Raw genomic sequence first — 22,147 nt, forward strand, 5'->3', positions numbered from 1 at the left:
CTGCTTCAAGTCCACTCAAACTCCACCTTCCAACCTGCCGAGCAAGTTATTGGTATCCATATTCCATGTTTCATATGGTACAAAGGTTTTAGCTTCCATGGCATCAAGTGTACGCGATTTGAAATGTGGACGCGTGATAAATTGACCAATTGTTGTCTCGGTCAATTTGACAAATGCCGCTTCCTTGATTGCCTCCGGTTGGATATTAAGTGAGCCGCCTGTCCATTTTGCTTGAAAAACCACCGATAGTATCGTTCTTGTTTTGTTATAATAGATTCCTGTGATGCCTAATGGCTCTACAACTAAACTGGTCTCTTCGTAAACTTCCCGGCACATGGCAATATCCAGTGCCTCTCCCTCTTCAACCTGGCCACCCGGTGATTCCCATGTATCCGGGCGGGCATGTGTCTTGACGAGCAGTGTCTCTCCTTTTTCATTCGTTATGTATCCGGATACTGCAACAATATGTTTCGGATGATTGTGCTCCATTTGAAGGCCTCCTTACTCGTTAGCAGTTTTTCAATCCACGTAAATGAATCGATCACTTTTTCCATCCCGCAAACCGCCGGCTTACCTTTTTGAAATAGCATAGGTCCCTCCCGATCATATTACAGGCCGACAATAAGTATCGATTTTCCACTTTTTTGTCTAATCCTAATTTGTTAAACTTAACCAAATACAAACAAATAGGAGTGATATGTTGGAATTTAAAGGGTCAAACAGAAAGTATAAAAAAATGCTGATGATAGGACTTCCGCTTTCATTTATTATTTTCATGCTTGCATTTACTCTCCAAGATGGCAATGAATTCACATTTTTAAATGTTCTTCTATTTGCAGTTGGCGGTGGGATGGCAGGTGGCGCAGTCGGTGTGCCGATTTTTTACATGCTGCAGGGTGAGAAAAAAGTGGTGATTACCGGTGATGAAATTCAACTGATTGAAACCAAGAAACCAAAAACTGCCAAACTCAGCAATATCCGGGATGTAATAAAGCAGCGAAACGGAATCACCATCAAACTAAACAAAGGAAAATTGATAATTAACAACATGCACGGTTACCCGCTGGACGACATATACGAATATCTAAATAAGCAGCTGGCAAATCAAAAAAATTATGGGTGAATACGTTCAGCCAATCAAGGGACAGACCCCCGCCTGTCCCTCATCCATCCAATCGCCGCTGAATCAATTTTTTCAGGGAAGCTTTTCGCCCGTCCCAATTGGCAAGAGCTTCAGTGAATTGATCGTCCTCAAAGCAGGTGAATAATTCGCGGATAAGTGTTAAATGGTCACCGGCCTCCGGAATTGCCGGCATAAAAACAAATGAAACACTCACCTCTTGGTCGCGGTCTCCCATTTGCCGGAAAACAACAGGTTGTTTCAATGGCGAAACGAGCAAGCTGCGTTTGTTGACATATATCGAATCCGTATGTGGCACGGCAGCACCAATGGACTGGACCGGCAAGCCGGTTGGTAATTCCGTTTCCCGTTCGATGATTTTTTCAGGAAAATCTTTCTCCGCAATATCTTGAAACACCAGAAAATCACCCATGTACTTCAATGCTTCTTTATCAGTCGATACGTCCAGATTCAATATCTGAATTTCGGAATTATCCATCTCTTTCACTCCCTAACCAGTCGTCTCCATATGTAAATAGACCATTCTAATTGTTTGATAATGTTAACATACTATGGATAGAAAGTGCAGAAAACATGAGCGAATTTATAGAATAATGCGTTGTTTTCACAATATTCTTCTAATGATGTCGAACCTTCACCCCTTTAATCAGAAGCCATAAAGCTAGTGCCAGTTCGCCAATCAATCCGGATACCGCTACGATGATGGCAAAGATCATGTCGTAATCGCCGTAGTTCGGCAAAAGAAAATAAGCAATGCTGTCAATTAAATAGCCAAAAGATGCACATTGGCAGGTTTTATTGCGATTCCACCGTCTTCAGGCAAACAAACATACTCAGCATAAGCACCAAAATTGCTTCCCGTCATGGCAACAATCCGGTCTTCCTTTTTAAAATTATTAACATACCGGCCCATTTCTTCTATTTCCCCCGGATAGCTCCATGCCCAGGATTGATTTTCTCGGTTTTCTTAGACCCAAGGAAAATCTCATGGGCAGCCATAACATGACAGGACTTATAAACCGCCGAATTCTCACATCACCTGATGTCACTGTCGTTGCGTAAATTTTTATCAATATTTCATTGTCCTTGGGAGCAGGTTTTGCCACCTCTTTGATTTCCAGAACGTCAGGTGAACCATATTTTATACATACCACTGCTTTCATTACGCCAGACTCCTTTATATAGTGGGTTTAATCGTTTCATCATATAATTTAAGTACCGGGTTAAGAATACTTAATCACTGAAAAATCTCAGGACATTCCGGCTGTTATGTCGGATTCTTTCTCACCTGCACGATGCAGGTCACAAAGACATTCAGATATGTTTTTTATGAGAGCCAGTTGCGGTAGTATTTTATAAAATTATACCAAAAATTCTGATTATTAACAAACTAAATTTAACTCAATCACAGTTCAATTTATAATGTTAACACACGATTCACATGAAATATATCCCTTCTGTAATCATTGCCCCCAGCATGATAATACTTTCATATTTTACTAGAAAAGTATAGTGTAGATAGATAGAAAAAACGCTGGAATCTGCGCCAGTCAGCTACCAATTTTCAGCGGGTTTCTGACCTTAAGTTTGCGGGAAAAGTGAACCGGCCTTATAAAGGGACCGAACAGATTCTTACCTTGACTGACAGCTGAATTCCCTCTTATGAAAAGCGTGACGTCATAGCAGGATGAAAAGGAGTTCGAAAAGAAATGACCGAATCGTTACTGTCCTTACTTAAAAATAGCTGGATTCTTTTACGGTCGATAGCAGTGATCTCTTGCAGCGGGACGACCATTACTTCCACAACTCTCCCAATATTCTTGTATTATTCGGTTTCAGATAGCAGGCTTCTCCTGGTATTCCTGTTACTCATATTCGGAGCCTTCCTCATACACGGCGCCCTGACACACATGCTGAATGATTTCACTGACCACAACTCAGGAACAGATCAGAACAGCCCGGCTATATTGTCAGGCGGAAGCCGTGTTATTCAAACGGGTGTGATCTCTGCCCGCGGGCTCTGGCTGCTGGGAAAATGGCTTACCATTTCACTTAGTTTAATTGTGATTGGCTTAATAATTTTTGACTACTATAAAATTGCACTGTTGCTTGCTATCGGTATATGGGGAGCCGTTTCATACTCGCTCCGGCCATTACTGCTCAGTTACCGCCCCTTTATCGGCGAATGGCTGTCCTTGTTCCCGTCCGTGCTAATATTGGGAATAGCAGGCCCATGGCTTTTGCTGGAATCAATTCCTGAATGGGCACTGCAGAACACCCTTATCAATGCTTTATTTTGTATGGCCTGGGTAATGGTGCATCATATACCAGATCGAGAGGCTGACAGACAGGCTTCTCCTGTCAAAAAAACCAGCGTTGTCTGGGCTGCTGAAAAGTTCGGAAAGCCATTCAGCCGGTCTCCCGCCCTGTTATATTTCGCACTGACAGGGCTATGCGCCGTGTGGCTGGGAGGTGACCGTATTTGGGCAACACTCGGGACATTGGCTGTGGCGAGTGTTGCAATCTTTTTAGTCCTAAAAATGCAGGTTGATAACCACCATCAAGTTTCGATGTACGAAAAAATCATCCTGATACTTGCCATGATTAACGGCGTCTGGCTCGGTATTTTTATTTAAAACAGCACCAGTTTCTCTAATTGAAAAAAGGAACTGGCCTTGTTATCGACGACCGATGCCTGGCACTGTTCACCAATATTCTTATTTTCTCCATCCTTCCAGTGCCACACCATGCCTGTTCTTCCTTTAATGTATATATTGCACTAGATAGGTCACACTACAATCAACTTTCCTATCTGGAGGTTCTTATCCTTGACTTTTTCGATATTTTTCTTTCTGACATGGCTAGTCATTTCAATATTCGCTGTTATGCAGAAAAAGCTGTCCTTAGTGGAAAACACTTTTGTATTTCTTGTCATTTTGGTTGTGAGTATCAACTTTTCGTCGATTATTGCCGATGAATTAAAATTGATCACGCTTCCTAAGGAAAAGCTTCCATACACGGCATACTTGATGAACCGCAGCATCATTATTCCCGTTCTTGTTTTAATACAGCTGAATATTTGTATGGCACGTGATGCGTTCTTTTGGAAGGCTGGTTCGATACTAACTGCTGTCCTGTTGTTAACAGGGATAAATTATCTTATGACTGCTTTGAATATATCTTCATACACCAACTGGAATCCCGGGTTTGATGCCATTTACTTCCTTCTGCTCAATCTCACTGCACTAATTGCTTACAGCATCATAGACAGAGCATCTGAGAAAGCGGTGAATCACACATGAAATTATGGGAAACATTCGATAAAAATGAAATATATATTTTGGTGATGCTGGTAGTTGTCTTTGTTGCCTTTTTTATGTTCCCCAAAAAGCTTCCGAGGCATATAACCTTATTATTTTTAGTATGGGGTTTTACAACCTCCACGTTTTATGACTTCACCATTGGCGGAGGCCTGATGGACTTTTATAAAGTCAACGACTCAAATAAATATGAATTAATAGACCTGCTCACTTACTTTTGTTTGCACCGTTCAGCTATTTCTTTGTTTACTTCTATCACCGTTTTCGAATTGATCGAAAAACATTCATTTTCTATGTATTAGGATGGAGTATACTTGGACTGTTGATGGAACAATTGTCACGGTTTATGGACATGATCCATTATCAGAGCGGTTACAGCATGAAGTATTCGATTGCAGTATTTCTTGTTACGCAAACGACGACGGCTCTTTTTTATGAATGGATTACCAGACAACAACGGAGGACGGGGGTTAGCGATGATGTCGTAAAGTCAGATAACGGGTCCGTTTAACCCTTTTTACAAACAAAGGGTTAAACGCAGACCTCTTATCCATCATTCCGAATAGGATTTCAATGCTTCTTCAAACAATTGCCAGAACTTGTCCTGGTTTAACTGATAAGCAAAGTTGACATTCGGTTCGCGCCCAGTGACATCGAGCGTATCGACACTTGTCATACCGTATGTAAATTCACCTCTGGTTTCAACATCCACCCGTACATGGTTAACGTCAAAAATGGAAGGATCAATCAAATAGGCTACCGTACACGCGTCATGAATCGGGCCGCCGTCCATACCGAATATATCCTGATTTGTTTTGATGAAAAACTTCAATAAATCCACAACAAAATGCGAAACCGGATTATTTATTGCAGACAGCTGATCAACAGTTTCCTGTGTCGCGAGCGCCTGGTGTGTCACATCCAATCCAAACATGGTGATAGGTACACCGCTCTCAAAGACGACTTTAGCCGCTTCGGCATCCACGTAAATATTAAATTCAGCAGCCGGGGTCCAGTTGCCGAACGTTCCGCCGCCCATTAAGACGATTTCTTTGATTTTCGGGATAATGTCCGGTTCACGAATCATTGCCAGGGCAATATTCGTTAATGGACCGGTCGGAACTAACGTAATATCACCATCTGACGCCATCACTTTACTAATAATCAGATCAACTGCATGCTCACGGGCGGCTTTTTGGGTTGGTTCACTCGGTAGTTCCGGGCCCTCTAATCCCGTTTCCCCATGGATCTCCTCTGCGATTTCCATTTTTTTCAAGAGTGGCTTTGACGCCCCCTGTGCGACAGGAACATCGGTTAAGCCTGCGATATCACACACCCTAAGCGCATTTAATGTATTTTTTTCCACTTCAACATTCCCCGCAACAGTGGTTATCGCTTCTATGTTAAGCGGGCTTATCTTTGAAGCCGCTAAAATAATTGATATCGCATCATCATGTCCCGGATCGCAGTCTAAGATGACGCGTTTTTCGTTTTGCATTGCGAACAACTCCTTAACTTTTCCTGATATATATAATATAATAGCAACTGCCTATCCGCACAAGTAAAGGTGTCATTTATCCCGCATGTAACTGGCAGTCAGACGCCCCTCAAATGTTCGAATAGCCGATGAAGATTAGGTGGGGGGATGGCTGCCAGTAAATGTCCGATTCGTTCATCTAACAATCTGTGGGGATCCCCCTACTGATTGAAGATTCACTTTATTATGAGGTAAAGTTGACTTATTATTCATCTATGACACTATTTTTGAATGAACGTTCTTAAGCAAACGATTCACCTGCTACCTCGCAATACCTTTCAAAAATATCCCGTTTATCTATTTACTATTGAATTACCTAATTTGCTTGCACTTAAGACCACCTGCCACTCCGCCTGAAGCTTCTTCTTTTAATCAAGTATCTATGAAAAACGTACCAGTCCTATAGCATGAAAAATTTTAATAGATTCTTTACGCTCTATTAAAACCAGCATAATATTCGACTGTTATGCTTTAACCAGAATCAAAAAAGGAGGGCTAGCATGTTAAAGAAATTTGGTATTGGAGCACTTAGTATCGGACTCGTCTTTTCCGGTATAAGTCTTGGAACGGCAAGTGCAGGACCCCGAGTTGGGCTGGACCACCGGATTGGGCAGGACCGGGAGATGGAAATGGAAACGGAAATAATAAGGTCGAAAACGTCATCTATATGATTCCGGATGGTTTTAGCACTGGTTACGCTGCCAATTACCGGGCGTACAAAGGTGAAGAAGCCGTTTGGGACGACCACTTAAAAGGGATGTTCACCACCCATTCAGCAGACTCTGACATAACTGATTCTGCTGCAGCCGGTACTGCTATGGCAACCGGTAAAAAAACGAATAACGGTGTAATCGGCCTTGATCCGGAGGGCAATGAGCTCAAAACCATCCTTGAAGCTTCAGAAGAAGAAGGCAAAGCCTCAGGACTGGTCGCGACATCAACCATCACCCATGCGACACCGGCTTCATTTGCAGCACATGTAGAGGACCGCAACAATGAAACGAAGATTGCCCGACAGCTTGTTGACAGCGACGTCGATGTCATGCTCGGCGGCGGTCAAAATAACTTTCTTCCAGCAGCTGAAGGCGACAATCAAGAAGACGCCAATTTAATCAATCAGGCCAAAGAACAAGGAATGGATTTTGTAGAAAATCGTGAACAACTATCAGAAGCTGATGTAGATGTCGAAGAAGGCGAAGGGCTCCTCGGACTGTTTGCAGGTGGTGCACTTGCGCCCGAATTACACCGTGCTGATACGGAAGAACCAAGTCTTGCGGCCATGACGGAAACAGCCATTGATACACTGGAACAAGACAAGGACGGATTTTTCCTGACTGTTGAAGGCAGCCAGATTGACTGGGCAGGACATGCCAATGATGCAGCGTGGGCAATGTCGGACACCGCAGCTTTTGAAGCGGCTGTTCAGGAAGCTATCGAATTTGCAGAAGAAGATGGCGAAACACTGGTTGTTGTTGCACCCGACCATGACACAGGCGGCATGACTGCCGGTGCAAACGACTCAATGGAAATGAATGCCGACATCCTGCAAAACGTGACGGCTACAGGTGATCATATGGCATCTCAGCTAAACGATGAACGCTCCAACGTTCGTGAAGTCGTCGAAACAAACACAGGACTGACTTTGACAGATGCAGAAATCCAGAAAATCCAGGAAGCAGACAATGCTGCATCAGCCATTAACAGTGTTGTCAGCGACCAAGCACGTGTCGGCTGGACAAGCACAAATCACACAGGTGCGGACATCCCGGTCTATGCATTCGGACCGAAAGCTGATAAATTTTCCGGTTTTTACGATAATACGAAACTGCCGAAAATTATTGCCGAAGCTATGAAACTGAACAATAATTTATTCTAAAACGCCCAAAAAGGCTTTTAATGCATAAAAATTTCAGTTTCCTTCAAGCTTAATAACAGGATTCACCCAATGCCCCCGTATTGCTATTAAATAGTGATACGGGGGTTTATTGAGCAAGTTTTAGATCGGGAAGAGAGATTCAGGTCTTTATTCCATGTTAGAAGAATTTTTGGTTAAAGAACGTCGAATGATACGACAATGTCTTAATTAAGTAGTTTCTGATGCCAAACGATCACCCTTTGATTCCTTTCGATCACTAAAATGACTGAACACTTTATAACTGCATTTATTTCTTCAAATGATTTTGATTAATAAATCGTTCAAAGTCATCATTTGTATTTTGTTCTAGCCGCTGCTGATTAAACGTTTCATACTCTTGAATCGCTATCTTATCAGCCACCATCTTTGAAACTTTACCGGCATTTTGAAGAATGTCGCGTTCATTAAATTGAAGAAATGCATTAAGTTTATCAACCCAATCGTTCATATGCATGGGCTGTTGTCGTTCCGCCTGATCCTCAGCGTAATCCAAATACATGGTCACGATACGATTAAGCGATTTTAATTCTTTTTCAGATAGGTAATTTTTCGCAACCGTGACATCCTGTCTTCGTACCTGATCACCTTTCCATGAAGTTAAGCCCATATTTTTGTTCTCAGCTTTCGCCCTGTCGGCTATGAGTTCAGCAGCCTTTTGGCCATGGATAGCAAAGTGAAGTTTATTTTGAACAGTTGCAAAGAATTCCTGTGTGATTTCTGCATTTAGATCATAATCAACCGACGTCGCATAAATTTCTGTAATTTTTTGGTAGAATCTTTTCTCGGAAGCACGATATATCACGAATCCGTTCCAATAACTCATCGAAATAATCCTCACCAAAATTTCTCATTTCTTTCAGACGGTCATCATCAATTGTGAATCCTTTAACAAGATATTCGTTCAGTCGCTCTGTTGCCCACTGACGAAATTGGGTACCACGATGAGAACGAACACGGTAGCCGATTGCGATGATCAATTCGAGATTGTAGTGTTTTGTTTTATAAGACTTCCCATCTTTTGCAGTCGTCAAGTAAAACTTGACAACTGATTCTTCCTCCAACTCACCGTCTTCAAAGATATTTTTAATGTGAAGACTTATATTCTGCTTTGTTGATTGATACAACTCCGCAATGGCCTTTTGTGTCATCCAGACCGTTTCATTTTCCATTCTGACATCGATTTTGGTATTTCCGTCTTCTGTTTGGTAAATCAGGATGCCTGTTTCATTAGTAACTTTCATCCCTCCACCGCCCCAAATTAGCTTACTTTTATATTGATACCCTATTAATTATCATACTTTAAAAATCACCCAAAAGGAAACAAATGTTCCTTACAATCTTACTCAAGCATACTTGAAAAATTCCTACTCACCGAGATGGGCTCAGATTTGCTTCATATTTTCCAGTTTGCTTCAGCGTATCATTCCTCATCCTCCGGTGCTTTCTGAAACAAAGCTTCCGGAATCATTTCAAAGCCTTCAATCACTGTGTTTTCTTCCACTTCCATCATGAGGAAACGTTTGCCATTTAAATGAACTTGGCGGACGTGTCTCAAATCTTGCGGGCTGATGGAAATATTCGCTATTTTCGTCTCGATTTTAATCGATTTTGAATCATATTTCGGGACAACATTGTTCGCTTTGAATTCGTACGTTTCATCATCTATAACCGTTTTAAAAGCAGACGAGACCTTTTCCGTATTGACATCTTCTATTCCGCTGCCCGATAAAATCTGTTCAACATCTTTTTTGTCGAGCGCCGGTCTGTCTTCTTCTTCACTTTCTTCTGCAACCCGATGGATCTCATCATATACATTTGAAAGTGTGGATGTGTTGAACTTTTGATCACCCGCTACGTTTTTCACAATTTCCTCAAAAACTAATTTATCCTGGGCAGCGGTCATGATCTCTTCCGCGTTTAAAACCTCTTCGATAAAGTGATAATCCGGTTCATTCTTTTTCCCTGCTGCATAAAGCACATGATTGACGTCTGATGCATTATCCGTGATTGAAGGAAATAGAAATCCTGACATCGGTGCTTTCAAATTGATAATCGGATCGACGACAATATTATACTTAAATTCCTTTTCAACATAGTCAAATAGCAATTCTTTTTTCGGATCCTGCGTTTTATTCATACTGCATAAAATAAAGGGATGCGAATAAACGGTATCCCGCTCACTTTCTTCCGCCTCTTCACTCATGTTCTTCATCGGTTTCATATATTCGCCGTGAATAAAGGTGACGACAACATCCATTTCATATTGTTTATTCGCTAGCATTTTTTCAACGAGCTGCAGCATCTGCCCTTTCCATTCTTCTGTATCATTGCTTAACAAGCCCTGATGAAGAATAAGCTGACTGTTGTTGTCCACATCACGCTGAAATTTTAATTCAAATAACTTTTCATCTAGTTGGCCGGACAGCACTTTTTTAAAGTTTTCCATAAATAACTCCTGCTGTTCCGCCTCCAGCATTTCAAACGGCATACTCTGGTGATGGTAAATTTCACTTGTTTCTTTCATGATGTACACATTAAAAATGTCATGTATCGTCAATAAATCATTTTCCACTTTGAATTGTTTACGGATATCTGCTATGTCTTTTTTGTCCAAAGTTGTTCCACTCCTATGTTGGTAGTTGATGAGCATATAGTTACGTACATTTTATTATTCTATCATAGAGCGTGGAGGTTTTTCCTGTACTTTATCATTAATACTCGATTTCAAATCTAGCTGAAGAAAGGGTTTGAAGATTTATAACAGGGGATCATTTATATGTAAACACCATGGCACACTGGTTTTCCATGCCAAAGGACTTTATATAGAAAATGTGTCTAATACGTTAGATATATGACAAAAATAGAATTATTCATGTTGGTGAAATATAGTGAACTTCGCTTAGTTGAAAAATATTAAAAGGCTCCTTAAAATTATTAACAGTTCATTATAATGAAAGGAGACTCTCCAAATGTTCAAGAATTTCAGTGAAGCGTTCCTTTAGTTCATCAGAATCATTGAATGTTTGTTCATCTACTTTATCGATATTTATGGCTTATCTATGGAGAACGGCAATAACTTCAATTAAATGCTGCTGGAGGAGGGGCCGGCAAAGTATGCATACGTGTATGATCCGCCTTCAGTACAATAAACAAAAAAGCTGCCAGTTCTATAAACCGACAGCCCAGGACGAGTATTCCTCGTCCCATCATTTGTCTACATTCAAAGAATAGGGAAATATCCCCCTGACTTGCCTTACACAACCGCGACAATCATTTCGCTTCCGTGTCCCGGTCCCACTTGAACATGTTTTCCAGAAGAAGGGCCAGCATGATTCCGACAAGCAGGCCGCTGCTTAGAAGCGGTCGGATCGTGCCGGGTATTGTCTCGAAATAAGATGGCGGCAATGTCATGATGATAATTCCTACGAACAACGGGATTGCTGCGCGATACACATTAAATGCAGTGAATGTCACGCCTGAGAAAAAGCTCCAGGATGAGTTCAGCAATTGCAAATAAGATACAAACAAAACAGCACTGCCGATGCTTAATGGCAACATGGAGAAGAATTGTCCAATTGGCGGGATGACACCCATAACAAAGAACATCAGTCCGCCTATAATGAATGGCACGCGCTTAATGATGCCTGTCTGATTCAAGAAGCCAATAGACGAAACATATGGTGCATATGGCACAAGACCAAGCACACCTGAAATGCTTGTAAAAATTCCCGTTATGGTAAACGATGCACGGTACTGGCCATTTGTCGTTTCCTCTTGATACATATCATCCGTTCCTTTTAACGCGCCGAATGTATTGGCCGTATTAAGCAGGCCGGCGAGTATTGCCGTTATAATGACCCCGGTATTCCATACAGGTTCGCCCAACGGGAAAAAGCTGAAACCGGATGATGAGGTCTGTTCAACGGTTTGTTGTCCGCCGAATGTCAGATTAAAAGCAATCCAGCCGATCACAATGCCAATCAACAGCGAATAACGGCGGATGGCGGGTGGCGCTTTAATACTGATGACAATGACAATAATCGCGATAATAATCGATAATAACGACACGGATAAATCAATCGTTGCGGATTGTGCTTCATTGCCAAATGGAATGCCAAGCATGCCTTTCAAAAATATGCCGATCAATTTAACACCAAACAGAAACATAAAAACGCCCATCACAGCAGGTTTAAACAGCTTGGCAATAACCGGACCCAAGCCGGTTAACCCGATAATAATCGTTATGACGCCGGAAAGTATGACACCAATAGCAAGGCTGCCACCCAGTACCGCTAAAGGCATGTCCTGTGCGACCGCTATGCTGGTAAGTGTCAAAATAACGCCCCACCACAAACCGGATTGACCTTCCATAAGAGCCCGCTTATGTCCAAACAGAGCCTGCACCATACAGGCAATACCCGTCACAATAAATGACAGCTGCAGGATGCTTGCTATACTCTCCTGCGGCAATCCAAACGCCGCTCCGACTGTGATCGGTATAACAACCGTATTCGTGAAAATGAAAAAAAGCCATTGCAAGCCGGATATCCAACTGCTTGACTTCCAGAATTCGTTCATTTTACTCTTCTCCTTCTCCATCTATAAGACTGTTCAACCATTAATATTCCATCAAACGCCTGCTCTTTATCCCGAGCAGTATGCCTGAGACCGTATCTGCTCCGGATGTGTGGCCAATCATTTTCATAGCTTGCAATGCAGCCATCAATTCCTGTTCATCTGATTTCAGCATCGCTTGGCACATATCCAGCAAATGGGTGTGGTACTCCCCGTGTGCAGCATACCATAAATATTCATAGCCCACAGGCGTTGTTCGCTCCATTCCCTTTTGATACAAATAGTGACGCAATTGTTCCTGAAGTGATGACTGTGAACCTAAAATGGATAACATCGCGCACATGCCGGTAATAATATCATCGCCGCTTGGCGTTAACCCAAGTCCGCGGCCTATCCAATAATCCAGAACATGTTCAGACGCAATTGTTTTGGACCCTTTCGCTAAACGTCTCAATTCGTTTAATTTGTCGATAAACGGAAGCTGTCCGGAAGTAAGCGGCATCTGTATAAAACGCATGAACTGCTGATGCTCTTCTTCCGTCTGTGTTAACCCGGTTTGCCATTTTTCTTCCAGCATTTTATCCGTTGTAAAACGTAAATTAGCCATTAAAACCCGTTCATCAAAAGACTTTGACTCAAGTAAATGATTTGTCCGCTCGGCATGCCTCAGCGTTAAGGTTGCACCACCGCCAAAAACGAACCCTTTTGACCCGGAATCCCAGATTACCTTCTGTGCTTGCTGAATCGAACGCCTCAGTCTTACGGATGATTGGCGATTAAGCCCAATACCAAACGGCGCCATCCCATTTTCATAGACACCGACATGAATGAGCCGTTTTCCAAACAATAAATTAAAACTCGTATCAAACAGACTGTGAACCTTTCCACTCGTGTGATGCTGAAGAATGTGATCAACACGATCACTCACAACAAAGGCCTCAACGTGTCTTGTATGAAAATTTCCGTTAATTGTATAGCCCATTATGCTCACTCCAGGCAGGCAAATGATGTTACCGGGAAGACTTCTTATGGGAAACCACCACTTACAAATTGAGTGGTGGTTTCCCTTGTCGTCACAACTTATTCGCCTTCAATCGGCTTTAAATACTGCTGTTCACGCGTTTTCTGCATAAAATTTCAAAGCTGCCTGCGATGCAGCGCCGCAGTTTACCTCAGCACCATGGTAAAGTAACGTGGCTTCCAGTGCACCCAGCGTTTGTAAAATATTGCTTTTACGGCAACTGTATCCCATCGAACCGATACGCACTACATTTCCTTTCAATGGCCCGAACGCACCGGCTATTTCGACGCTAAATTCATTGATGAGCGTTTGACGGACCTGCGCTTCATCGATACCTTCAGGGACTTTAATAACTGTTACAACCGGCATTTTGTTCTCCTCGCCGCCAAACAGTTCAAGACCCATGGCACGAAGACCTGCCGCAAGCGCTTCGCCATGAAATTGATGACGCTCGCTCCGCTTTTCAATCCCCTCGTCTTGTATGATCCGTAAACCTTCACGCAGCGCATAGAGCATTGAAGTCGCTTCTGTGTGATGGTTGAGACGATCCGGTGTCCAATAATCCTGAATTTGACTTAAATCAAAGTAGTTACTTTGAATTCTGCGGTCATTATCCGAATCATCAGCTAAGCCCCGCTCAATATCTTTTCGTTCCAAAATAAGTTTCTCTACGCGATCATTATATGTGAGCGGCGCCATGCCCGATGGAACGGCAAGACATTTCTGCGTGCCGGCAATCGCCGCATCAATATACCATTCATCTGTTTTAAATTCGACGCCACCAAGAGTTGCAACAGCATCAACAACGAAAAGCGCGTCCTGCTCACGGCAGAATTGGCCGATTTCTTTTAATGGCTGCATTTTGCCGGTTGATGTTTCACCATGCACCATCGCGACAACCTTAGGATTCACTTCTTTCATTTCCGCTTTTACTTCTTCCGGGTCGAATACCTCGCCCCAATCTTTTTCGATCGTGTGGACATCAGCACCGCAACGGCTGGCGATTTCTGTAAGCAGGTAGCCAAACCGGCCGAATATCGGAATCAATACTTTATCGCCGGGTTCAATGATACTGCACAAAACCGCTTCGATTCCAGCCCGGGAAGTTCCGTCCACCGGAAAAGTGCGATGATTATTCGTTTGGAAACTATAACGCAATAAATCCATCGTTTCATTCATAACTTTTAAAAATTCCGGGTCAAATTGTCCAATGATCGGTGTTGACATCGCCCGCAGCACGCGCGGATCAGCCTCAACCGGACCCGGCGTCATAATCGTACGTATCGGTGTCGATAAATCAGTATACCCCATGTGCCAATTACCTCCTTCAACGGATTAAACAATCCATTTATCAACGATTGCAATAACTGCGCTTACATTCTCTTAAAAATCATTCTTATTCTAACTATTTTATTTTAAATAACATCAAAAGTCATTGTTTAACTTAACTAAATAACGTTTTGATTTTTGTCCATTTTTGACGTATAATGGCATGTGAAAGAGATGTTTTATCCCTTGTTCAATAATGATAAACGACTCATTTTTCATAAGAGAGTGGTGTTACATGAAAACAATTAATGATCTATTCATACTTGATGGCATGAAAGAGTGTGTTGTGTTAGCAGGGCATCGCGGCCTAACCAGGAACGTTGAGTCTGTTAATATTTCCGACACGCCTGATGTTATAAACTTTTTATACAAAAACCATTTACTGCTGACAACCGGTTATGGTTTTTATGAGGATACGAACCAATTCTGTGATCTGATCAGAGAAATGCATGCATTGAACTGTTCAGGGATTATCATTAAAGTCAATCGTTTCATGCATAAAATCCCGGAAGAAGCCAAACTGCTTGCAGACGATCTGGCATTTCCAATTATTGATTTGCCGACAAATCGTACGCTCGGCGACTTATCCCGCCACATCTTGAATTATTTGAATGATCATGAAGCTGAACAGTTATATTATGCACTGCATGTACAACAAGAATTCTCAGACATGATGGTAAAAGGTTACAATCTTAATTCATTAGTGGAACACTTGGGACACTTTCTCGTTCGCCCTGTCTTATTATTGAACCATCGGGGGGAAATGATCGCCCGCAGCCATGATTTTCGCATGGATTCCATAAAACGAGCTGAAACTGAAATCGTTCGCGCCATCAAAGAAGACACAGCACCATACCAGGATGGGACGACATTTGACATCCCGTCGCTGAATCAGCAGGCCGTTACGACTTTCCCAGTCAAAACGAAACGGCAGCAGCCCAGCATGCTCGTTATCATTGATTTTCAAACATTGCCCTATCCATCATCCCAGATGGCTGTCGAACAAGCCGGCAACGTCATTTCTTCCACACTGATCAAGGAACAGGCGATTGAAGAAAATACCAGACTATTAAAAAATAATTTTTTTGCGGATTTAATTGAAAAACGCGTGCAGGCTGAAGATGAAGTTATGAGCCGGACAGCATTTTATGGGCTTGATCCGGACAAAGCAAGCATTTGTGTATTGTGTACCGTCGATTCAGAAGGAGAAAATTATGAATCGCTACAACTCTATGAAAAGAAAATCAGCGAGCTGCATAATAGCATTTATGATCAACTGGAAGATGACATTATTAATGGCAATATGCAGGCCACCCTATTCACCAAAGAAAAGTTCTTTGTAATGATTTTGCAATTCAACCAATACACCGAAGCAGAAATCAATCTGGTGACGGAATTTACGCAAAAGGCCCAGAAAAACGTCCAAGGGGAATATTCCGTATCATTCGGCATCAGTAATCCCGTAGAATCTGTTACCGAAATCCCAACCGCATATCAAGAAGCCGCAGAAGCTATTACCAATGGCTATGACCAGAATATGACAGGATTCATCAATTATTATAAAACCAAAGAAATTAAAGAATTGCTGAATACTCTTCCGCGTAAAGATATCAAAGCACTCTATGAAAATACGTTAAAATCATTGGCCTACCCGGAAACAAAAGAAGATCAGGAGCTAATCAAAACGATTGAAATCTATTTAAACTGTCAATGTGAAATATCGGTAACGGCACGCAAATTATATATTCACCGCAATACGGTTAAATACCGCATTAAAAAAGCGGAAGAACTGCTGAATTGTTCATTCCATGACCCCGCAGATTCATTACGAGTACGTGTCGCCTTAACAATTGGAAACATTTTGGAAGATGAAACCAAAACACTCAGCTCAGTGCAGTAAACCTGCTGTCCTGAGTGTTTTTTATTGTGTGATTCCAATGTGTGCCTGTCTGACAAATCACAGCACACAGGAATCACACAACCATAAAAATTTACTTACCTCGACTTTAACTCCATTGAATGACCTGTGCAATTATTAGTGACACCACGGATATGCCTGCGAGAATAAGGAATAATGGAAAGAAAAACCGTATCCATTTCTGATATTGAACGCCGGCTATCGATAAAGCTGCCATAAAGTAACCTGATGTCGGGTAAAGAATATGCGCAAACCCGTCCCCTAGTTGAAATGCCAGAATTGCTGTTTGTCTGGTTACACCGATTATATCAGATAATGGCGCCATGATTGGCATTGTAACGAGCGCTTGTCCGCTTCCGGATGGGATAAAGAAGTTGATGATTAACTGCACAAAATACATTCCGACAGCTCCCAAAACCGGCGGCAATTCATTGACAGCCGATCCCAAGCCGTGCACAATCGTATCCATAATTTGCCCGTCTTCCATAACCACGGCGACCGCCCGTGCAATCCCAACGATCATAGCCCCCATCAACACATCACGGAAACCCTGGTTAAAGCCTTCACAAATTTCGGTTAACGTTAACCCGGCAATGATACCGACAACGATCCCCATGATAATAAACAGCCCGGCCATTTCGACCATAAACCAGCCTTGTCCAACCACGCCATAAACTAATATGCCAAAGAAAATGAAGGCAGCGATTGACGCGTATTTTTGTCTGGTATTCATATGTTTTTCTTCTACCTGATCCTGATCCTGATATTGTTCCCGTTTTTCCTGGTCATCTTCGTATACTAAACTATTTAACGGATTTTGCTTTACCTTTTTAGCGTAACGCATAATATAAAAGACAGCTGCCAGTACAATAACGACGAAAATGATCAGACGAAAACCGATTCCGGAAAAAACCGGAATCCCGGATATTTTTTGCGCCAATCCCGTATTAATGGGATTCAGCACACCCGCTGCAAATCCGATAACCGTCCCACAAAGGGCGATAGCTGCAGCCACCAAGGAATCATATCCTAAAGCAATCATCAGCGGCATAATAACCGGAATATAAACAAGTGACAATTCCGGTGTTCCAATCACAGTGGCAATAACCGCAAAAACGGTTGTCAAAATAGGAATAAGCATCAGACTTTTATTTGAAAATTTGCGCGTCAGCTTATCAACAGCAATCTCGATAATGCCTGTGTGACGCAGCACCATAAACATACCGCCAATGATGAACGTAAAGAAGACCACTTCGCCTGCATCAATGAGGCCGCGTGGAATAACGGTCAGAAAATCAACGATGCCGACAGGAGTCTGCTCCACTCCTGAAAATGAATTTGGATCAATCGTTGTCCTGCCTTCAGGGCCGGGAACGCGCTCAAACTTCCCGGCCGGAATAATATAAGTTAAAATGGCCGCAATCGCACTCAGGACAAACAGTATGACATAAATATGCGGCATTTGAAATTTTCTTTTTTTCGTTTCGTTTCCTTTCATTCAAATCTCCCCCTTGTAGTGATTCATGTTTGTAGCCTTCAACTTAAGATCTTTTGGCAATCATTTCAATTTCCACTTCCGCCTCAAGCGGCAATTCCAGCACTGCTACACAAGTCCGTGCCGGATAAGGCTCGCTGAATTGCGTTTTATATACCTCATTCATCGCAGCGAAATGCTTCATGCTTGTCAGATAAACATTGACTTTGACGACATCGTCTCTTGTAAGGCCGGACGCTTCCAATACGTCAAATAAATTGGCAAAGCATTGGTGCGTTTGCGCTTGAATATCGCCGCTCATATCCGTTGCAGTTGGCGTGTTCTTGGCCGTCTGTCCCGAAAAGTAGACATAGTCACCTGCATCAACCGCGTGCGAATAAGGACCCGATACGGTTGCATTTTTTGCTTCATATGTTTTTCGTGTCATCTTGGATGCTCCTTTTTATGTTTATTGAATAAATGCAGCAGACGATGCGCAAATCGACATGAACAGCGCATCTCATCATCTCACAATAAATGATTATCAATCACAAGTAAATGTTGGTATAGAACTAAATTAACCGCTTTCAACTGTCTAACTTGGACAACATTTTTAAAAATTTGTCACATTTAAACAATAGGTTGTACAAATTAAATGGTAACCATTCCACTGATCTGGGGTTAATTGCAAAAAATCCCAAACCCTTTTCACAAGGGTTTGGGATTTTAACAAATATGCCGCATTCTTCAGTGAACCGTTATTTCACCATTGTGATAAACAACTCTGCCATTGACGATGGTTGTCTTAACGGCTCCCTGATATGTTTTTCCGATATATGGAGAATGCTTGTGACGATAGAACAAGTCTTCTTTCTTCAATTCAAAACGCTCATTTAAGTTCACCAATGTTATATCCGCATCAAAACCTGCAGCAATCGTTCCTTTTGAGGATAGCCCGAACAGTTTTGCCGGACTTGCTGAAGTTAACTGAACCAATCGCTGAAGCGTGAGTCCGCGTTTAAAATAACCTTCCGTCAATAGGATGTTCAATGTGGATTGGGCACCGGAAATGCCGCCCCAGCCTTCAAAATAATTATCGGTAATCTGTTTCATGTCTGCAGGTGCAGGCGAATGATCGGAACCAATCACATTAACCTCTCCTTCGAGAACAGCATTCCATAGATCGTCAACTTCATGGCTGTCACGCAACGGTGGCATACATTTGGCGATGCCGCCCTGCTCTTCCAAATCCTTCAAAGTTAATGCCAGATAATGCGGGCATGTTTCAACGGTTACGTCAACACCGCGTGCTTGTGCATCTTTAACAACATTAACGACTTTGCGGCTGCTTGCATGAACAATATGAAGTTTGCACCCGGTCGCTTCAGCATAAGATATGAGATGGTTAACAGCATCGATTTCGGAAATAATCGGTCTTGATTCGGCAAAATCCCGTGCGGAAGTCTTGCCTTGACGTTGTTTTTCTTTTGCCAGCTGTTCACAGATAACAGGGCTTTCTGCGTGGACCGCCAAACGGGAGCCAAGCCGTGCTATTTCCTGCATCCCTGTAAAAATGGTTTCATCATCCGTATTGTCAAAGTCTTCAATGCCACTTGGCGGCATAAATGCTTTAAAGCCGATAACACCACGGTCGTGCATGTCTTTTAATTCAGCCACATTTCCCGGAACAAGTCCACCCCAGAAATGAGCATTGACGACGGATTTTTCCGCTGCCAGGTCTTTTTTGGCATTCAGTTTTTCTTGATCAATAACCGGAGGCGTGCTGTTCAGCGGCATATCAAAAAATGTCGTCGCCCCGCCGGCAGCCAGACTTTGACTACCTGTTTCAAGTCCTTCCCATTCGGTTCGGCCGGGTTCATTGAAATGGACATGCGGATCGATCAAGCCGGGCAAAACATGCAAGCCTTCTGCATCAATCGTGTCAGCTGCATCATTTTCCAGTGAGTTATCAGTCACAACCTTCGTAATTTTCCCGTCCTGAATCGCGATATCGCCTTCGAATGTTGAATCGGGTGTTACAATGGTGCCATTTTTTATGATGAGATCATACATTGGCATGATTTTCTCCTCCCAACTTTTACAAATTAGCAAACTTATTAGTCAGTTGCTGATAACAATTTTCCAACGGGATCACCAGTAATGCCATGATTCAAATCATAAACGACATTCCCGCGGACGATTGTTTTCGTAACTTGTGCATTAATTTGCCGGCCTTCATAGGCACTGTGTTTATTTTTATAATAAAGATCTTCACGGTTAAGGGTATACGATTGATTCGGATCGACTAAAATGATATCCGCATCCTTGGAAACAGCGATTTTGCCTTTATTCGGCAGATTAAAACGTTTCGATGGCGTTGTTGCAATCAGTTCGGTGAAGCGGCTGACCGATAAGCCATGCTGTTTTACCGCCAGATCAAACATCAGATCAACATTGTTCTGGGCACCGCTGATACCACCCCAGGCTTCAAAAATATTGCCTTCTTTCAAATCCTCTGTACACGGGGAATGGTCGGACGTTATCCAATCAATATTGCCAGCCATCAGCTCGTCCCACAGTTTAGCCTGATCTTCTGCTTTGCGCAACGGCGGCTGACACTTGGCTTTCGGTCCGATTTCTGCCACATCTTCTGCAGTCATGGCAAAATAATGGACACATGATTCAACCGTAACGTCCACGCCTTCTGCGCGTGCCTGCTGGATCGCCTGGATCGCTTCCGAACTGCTGATATGAACAAGGTGCAATTTACAACCAGTTTCTTTGGCAAACAGTAACGCGCGCTGAACAGCTTCCACTTCTGTAAAAATTGGCCGGGACTCAACGAAATCCATTGCGGTTGTCTTCCCTTGCTGTACTTTTTCTTTGGCCAGATTATCTGTAACATCCGGATTTTCCGCATGAATGCACAGTAATTGATCCCGCTCTGCCAGCTGTTGCATCCCTTTATAGAGCGTATAGTCATCCACATTTGTGAAATCACCCGGTATATCACTGCCGCAGCTGGCAATAAAACATTTAAAGGCAAGTACACCTGCATCGGTCAATTCATTCAATTTATCCAAATTATCCGGAACAAGTCCGCCATAAAAGGCGTAATCCACATAGTTTTGTGTTTTGGCTGCATCCAATTTAAGGTCGAGCGCTTCTTTATTCGTTGTTGCAGGCAAGGCATTTAAAGGCATTTCGACATAACTGGTCGTACCACCTGCCGCCAGCGCTTTGGAGCCTGTCTCAAATCCTTCCCATTCAGTACGGCCCGGTTCACTGATATGGACATGTGTATCAATCATGCCAGGCATCACATATTGTCCGTCTGCCTGAATAACTTCCTTGGCTTCATCCTCGATATGTGTTGCAATGCAGGCAATCTTTTCATCTTTTATGCCGATATCAACTTTGCGGACATCATTATGAAAAACAACGTCGCCACCTTTTATTATTAAGTCATAAATCATTTACAGTTCTCCTTTCATACAAAAATAAGGATTTCCACTACGAAACACTTAACCCATTATACAACATCTCACACATGAGGTCGTTATAGTAAGTAAACAAATTATGCACAATGAGTTGGTTCTTTTATATAATAACCCTTTTAACTTTATCCATTATAAACATCTAATTATTCATTTTGCATAAATCGGATCTTCAATCAGTGGGGGGATTCCTTCTCCCCCACTGAATGTTAGATGAACGAATCGGACATTTAGGGACAGTTAACCGCCGTTCTTTGGCGGGTTACTGTCCATTACATGCGGGATAAAGTGAAACTTCATTCAGCGGAATGCTTTTTCCCGCTGAATGTTAGTTGAACAGAATCGGACATTTAGGGACAGTTAACTGCCGCTCCTTCGCGGGTTACTGTCCATTACATGCGGGATAAAGTGAAACTTCAT

At 42.5% G+C, this 22,147-nt stretch carries 20 protein-coding genes and 2 pseudogenes; 8 read left to right on the forward strand and 14 right to left on the reverse strand.

From position 1 onward, the window contains the following. Positions 1-15: 15 nt before the first annotated feature. Positions 16-489 (reverse strand): NUDIX hydrolase, encoded by a 474-nt coding sequence (locus tag AOX59_RS07555; protein WP_068444095.1) that lies wholly within the window; start codon positions 487-489, stop codon positions 16-18. Between the two features lie 208 nt (positions 490-697). Here AOX59_RS07555 and AOX59_RS07560 point away from each other — a divergent pair, with 208 nt between their 5' ends. Next, entirely contained in the window at positions 698-1,123 is a 426-nt protein-coding gene (locus tag AOX59_RS07560) for a hypothetical protein (protein ID WP_156418656.1), read from the forward strand. A 40-nt stretch (positions 1,124-1,163) separates the two neighbouring features. Here the strand turns inward: AOX59_RS07560 and AOX59_RS07565 are convergent, their stop codons facing one another. From AOX59_RS07565 to AOX59_RS07570, 3 genes and pseudogenes are all read right to left on the reverse strand, one after another. Beyond that, on the reverse strand, positions 1,164-1,619 hold the full coding sequence (locus tag AOX59_RS07565; protein ID WP_068444105.1) for a PTS sugar transporter subunit IIA: 456 nt from the start codon (positions 1,617-1,619) through the stop codon (positions 1,164-1,166). 139 nt (positions 1,620-1,758) lie between these two features. Beyond that, positions 1,759-1,881 carry a hypothetical protein gene (locus tag AOX59_RS19160; protein WP_237049389.1) on the reverse strand — a complete coding sequence of 41 codons (123 nt, stop codon included), beginning with the start codon at positions 1,879-1,881 and terminating at the stop codon, positions 1,759-1,761. Between the two features lie 41 nt (positions 1,882-1,922). Beyond that, positions 1,923-2,304, reverse strand: a pseudogene (locus AOX59_RS07570) (alcohol dehydrogenase catalytic domain-containing protein); the annotation flags it as partial. Between the two features lie 747 nt (positions 2,305-3,051). On the opposite strand from AOX59_RS07570, the gene AOX59_RS07575 reads away from it, so the two are divergent. The 4 genes from AOX59_RS07575 (at position 3,052) to AOX59_RS20245 (ending at position 4,972) form a co-directional block, all read left to right on the forward strand. Then, complete coding sequence (locus AOX59_RS07575; RefSeq protein WP_335338783.1) at positions 3,052-3,777, forward strand: prenyltransferase; 726 nt, start codon at positions 3,052-3,054, stop codon at positions 3,775-3,777. Positions 3,778-3,969: 192 nt separating this feature from the next. Next, positions 3,970-4,443 (forward strand): hypothetical protein, encoded by a 474-nt coding sequence (locus AOX59_RS07580; RefSeq protein ID WP_068444113.1) that lies wholly within the window; start codon positions 3,970-3,972, stop codon positions 4,441-4,443. Further along, on the forward strand, positions 4,440-4,763 hold the full coding sequence (locus AOX59_RS20240; protein WP_237049390.1) for a hypothetical protein: 324 nt from the start codon (positions 4,440-4,442) through the stop codon (positions 4,761-4,763). The genes AOX59_RS07580 and AOX59_RS20240 overlap by 4 nt, the downstream gene beginning before the upstream one ends. Before the next feature lie 20 nt (positions 4,764-4,783). Then, complete coding sequence (locus tag AOX59_RS20245; RefSeq protein WP_237049391.1) at positions 4,784-4,972, forward strand: hypothetical protein; 189 nt, start codon at positions 4,784-4,786, stop codon at positions 4,970-4,972. A gap of 42 nt (positions 4,973-5,014) precedes the next feature. On the opposite strand, the gene AOX59_RS07590 is transcribed toward AOX59_RS20245, so the two are convergent. Next, complete coding sequence (locus AOX59_RS07590; protein WP_068444116.1) at positions 5,015-5,959, reverse strand: nucleoside hydrolase; 945 nt, start codon at positions 5,957-5,959, stop codon at positions 5,015-5,017. 539 nt (positions 5,960-6,498) lie between these two features. Between AOX59_RS07590 and AOX59_RS19570 the strand changes: the two genes are divergently transcribed. Together AOX59_RS19570 and AOX59_RS07595 are read left to right on the forward strand one after the other, a co-directional pair. Further along, positions 6,499-6,669, forward strand: coding sequence for a hypothetical protein (locus AOX59_RS19570; RefSeq protein WP_156418658.1), 171 nt, complete (start codon positions 6,499-6,501; stop codon positions 6,667-6,669). Further along, the gene (locus AOX59_RS07595) at positions 6,666-7,874 is read left to right on the forward strand and encodes an alkaline phosphatase (protein ID WP_082684149.1); all 1,209 of its coding nucleotides are present in this window, start codon (positions 6,666-6,668) and stop codon (positions 7,872-7,874) included. The genes AOX59_RS19570 and AOX59_RS07595 overlap by 4 nt, the downstream gene beginning before the upstream one ends. Positions 7,875-8,160: 286 nt before the next feature. On the opposite strand, the pseudogene AOX59_RS20685 reads toward AOX59_RS07595, so the two are convergent. From AOX59_RS20685 to AOX59_RS07620, 5 genes and pseudogenes are all read right to left on the reverse strand, one after another. After that, positions 8,161-9,154, reverse strand: a pseudogene (locus AOX59_RS20685) (virulence RhuM family protein). A gap of 179 nt (positions 9,155-9,333) precedes the next feature. Beyond that, complete coding sequence (locus AOX59_RS07605) at positions 9,334-10,527, reverse strand: DUF4317 domain-containing protein (RefSeq protein WP_068444119.1); 1,194 nt, start codon at positions 10,525-10,527, stop codon at positions 9,334-9,336. 656 nt (positions 10,528-11,183) lie between these two features. Continuing rightward, positions 11,184-12,491: a uracil/xanthine transporter gene (locus AOX59_RS07610; protein ID WP_068444121.1), complete on the reverse strand. Its 1,308-nt coding sequence runs from the start codon at positions 12,489-12,491 to the stop codon at positions 11,184-11,186. A 40-nt stretch (positions 12,492-12,531) separates the two neighbouring features. After that, on the reverse strand, positions 12,532-13,470 hold the full coding sequence (locus AOX59_RS07615) for an oxamate carbamoyltransferase subunit AllH family protein (RefSeq protein WP_068444123.1): 939 nt from the start codon (positions 13,468-13,470) through the stop codon (positions 12,532-12,534). A 132-nt stretch (positions 13,471-13,602) separates the two neighbouring features. Continuing rightward, positions 13,603-14,820: a pyridoxal-phosphate-dependent aminotransferase family protein gene (locus tag AOX59_RS07620; protein ID WP_068444126.1), complete on the reverse strand. Its 1,218-nt coding sequence runs from the start codon at positions 14,818-14,820 to the stop codon at positions 13,603-13,605. Positions 14,821-15,073: 253 nt separating this feature from the next. Here AOX59_RS07620 and AOX59_RS07625 point away from each other — a divergent pair, with 253 nt between their 5' ends. Next, a complete protein-coding gene (locus AOX59_RS07625; protein WP_068444129.1) occupies positions 15,074-16,738 on the forward strand; it encodes a PucR family transcriptional regulator in 1,665 nt (554 codons plus the stop codon). A 106-nt stretch (positions 16,739-16,844) separates the two neighbouring features. On the opposite strand, the gene AOX59_RS07630 is transcribed toward AOX59_RS07625, so the two are convergent. The 4 genes from AOX59_RS07630 to allB form a co-directional block, all read right to left on the reverse strand. Then, entirely contained in the window at positions 16,845-18,254 is a 1,410-nt protein-coding gene (locus AOX59_RS07630; protein ID WP_068444132.1) for a YfcC family protein, read from the reverse strand. A 43-nt stretch (positions 18,255-18,297) separates the two neighbouring features. Beyond that, positions 18,298-18,678: a RidA family protein gene (locus AOX59_RS07635; RefSeq protein ID WP_068444134.1), complete on the reverse strand. Its 381-nt coding sequence runs from the start codon at positions 18,676-18,678 to the stop codon at positions 18,298-18,300. Between the two features lie 299 nt (positions 18,679-18,977). After that, positions 18,978-20,309, reverse strand: a complete 1,332-nt coding sequence (locus AOX59_RS07640) for an allantoinase (protein ID WP_068444136.1) — start codon at positions 20,307-20,309, stop codon at positions 18,978-18,980. A 38-nt stretch (positions 20,310-20,347) separates the two neighbouring features. After that, positions 20,348-21,706 carry an allantoinase AllB gene (gene allB, locus AOX59_RS07645; RefSeq protein WP_068444139.1) on the reverse strand — a complete coding sequence of 453 codons (1,359 nt, stop codon included), beginning with the start codon at positions 21,704-21,706 and terminating at the stop codon, positions 20,348-20,350. Positions 21,707-22,147 lie beyond the last annotated feature (441 nt).

It is taken from the genome of Lentibacillus amyloliquefaciens (genome assembly GCF_001307805.1).
GTDB lineage: Bacteria > Bacillota > Bacilli > Bacillales > Amphibacillaceae > Lentibacillus > Lentibacillus amyloliquefaciens.

Excerpts from the sequence above, each read along its gene's own strand:
- AOX59_RS07555 (WP_068444095.1), bottom strand. The coding sequence starts at position 489 with ATGGAGCACAATCATCCGAAACATATTGTTGCAGTATCCGGATACATA.
- AOX59_RS07560 (WP_156418656.1), top strand. The coding sequence starts at position 698 with ATGTTGGAATTTAAAGGGTCAAACAGAAAGTATAAAAAAATGCTGATG.
- AOX59_RS07565 (WP_068444105.1), bottom strand. The coding sequence starts at position 1,619 with ATGGATAATTCCGAAATTCAGATATTGAATCTGGACGTATCGACTGAT.
- AOX59_RS07575 (WP_335338783.1), top strand. The coding sequence starts at position 3,052 with ATGCTGAATGATTTCACTGACCACAACTCAGGAACAGATCAGAACAGC.
- AOX59_RS20240 (WP_237049390.1), top strand. The coding sequence starts at position 4,440 with ATGAAATTATGGGAAACATTCGATAAAAATGAAATATATATTTTGGTG.
- AOX59_RS07590 (WP_068444116.1), bottom strand. The coding sequence starts at position 5,959 with ATGCAAAACGAAAAACGCGTCATCTTAGACTGCGATCCGGGACATGAT.
- AOX59_RS19570 (WP_156418658.1), top strand. The coding sequence starts at position 6,499 with ATGTTAAAGAAATTTGGTATTGGAGCACTTAGTATCGGACTCGTCTTT.
- AOX59_RS07595 (WP_082684149.1), top strand. The coding sequence starts at position 6,666 with ATGATTCCGGATGGTTTTAGCACTGGTTACGCTGCCAATTACCGGGCG.
- AOX59_RS07610 (WP_068444121.1), bottom strand. The coding sequence starts at position 12,491 with ATGAACGAATTCTGGAAGTCAAGCAGTTGGATATCCGGCTTGCAATGG.
- AOX59_RS07615 (WP_068444123.1), bottom strand. The coding sequence starts at position 13,470 with ATGGGCTATACAATTAACGGAAATTTTCATACAAGACACGTTGAGGCC.
- AOX59_RS07620 (WP_068444126.1), bottom strand. The coding sequence starts at position 14,820 with ATGGGGTATACTGATTTATCGACACCGATACGTACGATTATGACGCCG.
- AOX59_RS07625 (WP_068444129.1), top strand. The coding sequence starts at position 15,074 with ATGAAAACAATTAATGATCTATTCATACTTGATGGCATGAAAGAGTGT.
- AOX59_RS07630 (WP_068444132.1), bottom strand. The coding sequence starts at position 18,254 with ATGAAAGGAAACGAAACGAAAAAAAGAAAATTTCAAATGCCGCATATT.
- AOX59_RS07635 (WP_068444134.1), bottom strand. The coding sequence starts at position 18,678 with ATGACACGAAAAACATATGAAGCAAAAAATGCAACCGTATCGGGTCCT.
- AOX59_RS07640 (WP_068444136.1), bottom strand. The coding sequence starts at position 20,309 with ATGCCAATGTATGATCTCATCATAAAAAATGGCACCATTGTAACACCC.
- allB (WP_068444139.1), bottom strand. The coding sequence starts at position 21,706 with ATGATTTATGACTTAATAATAAAAGGTGGCGACGTTGTTTTTCATAAT.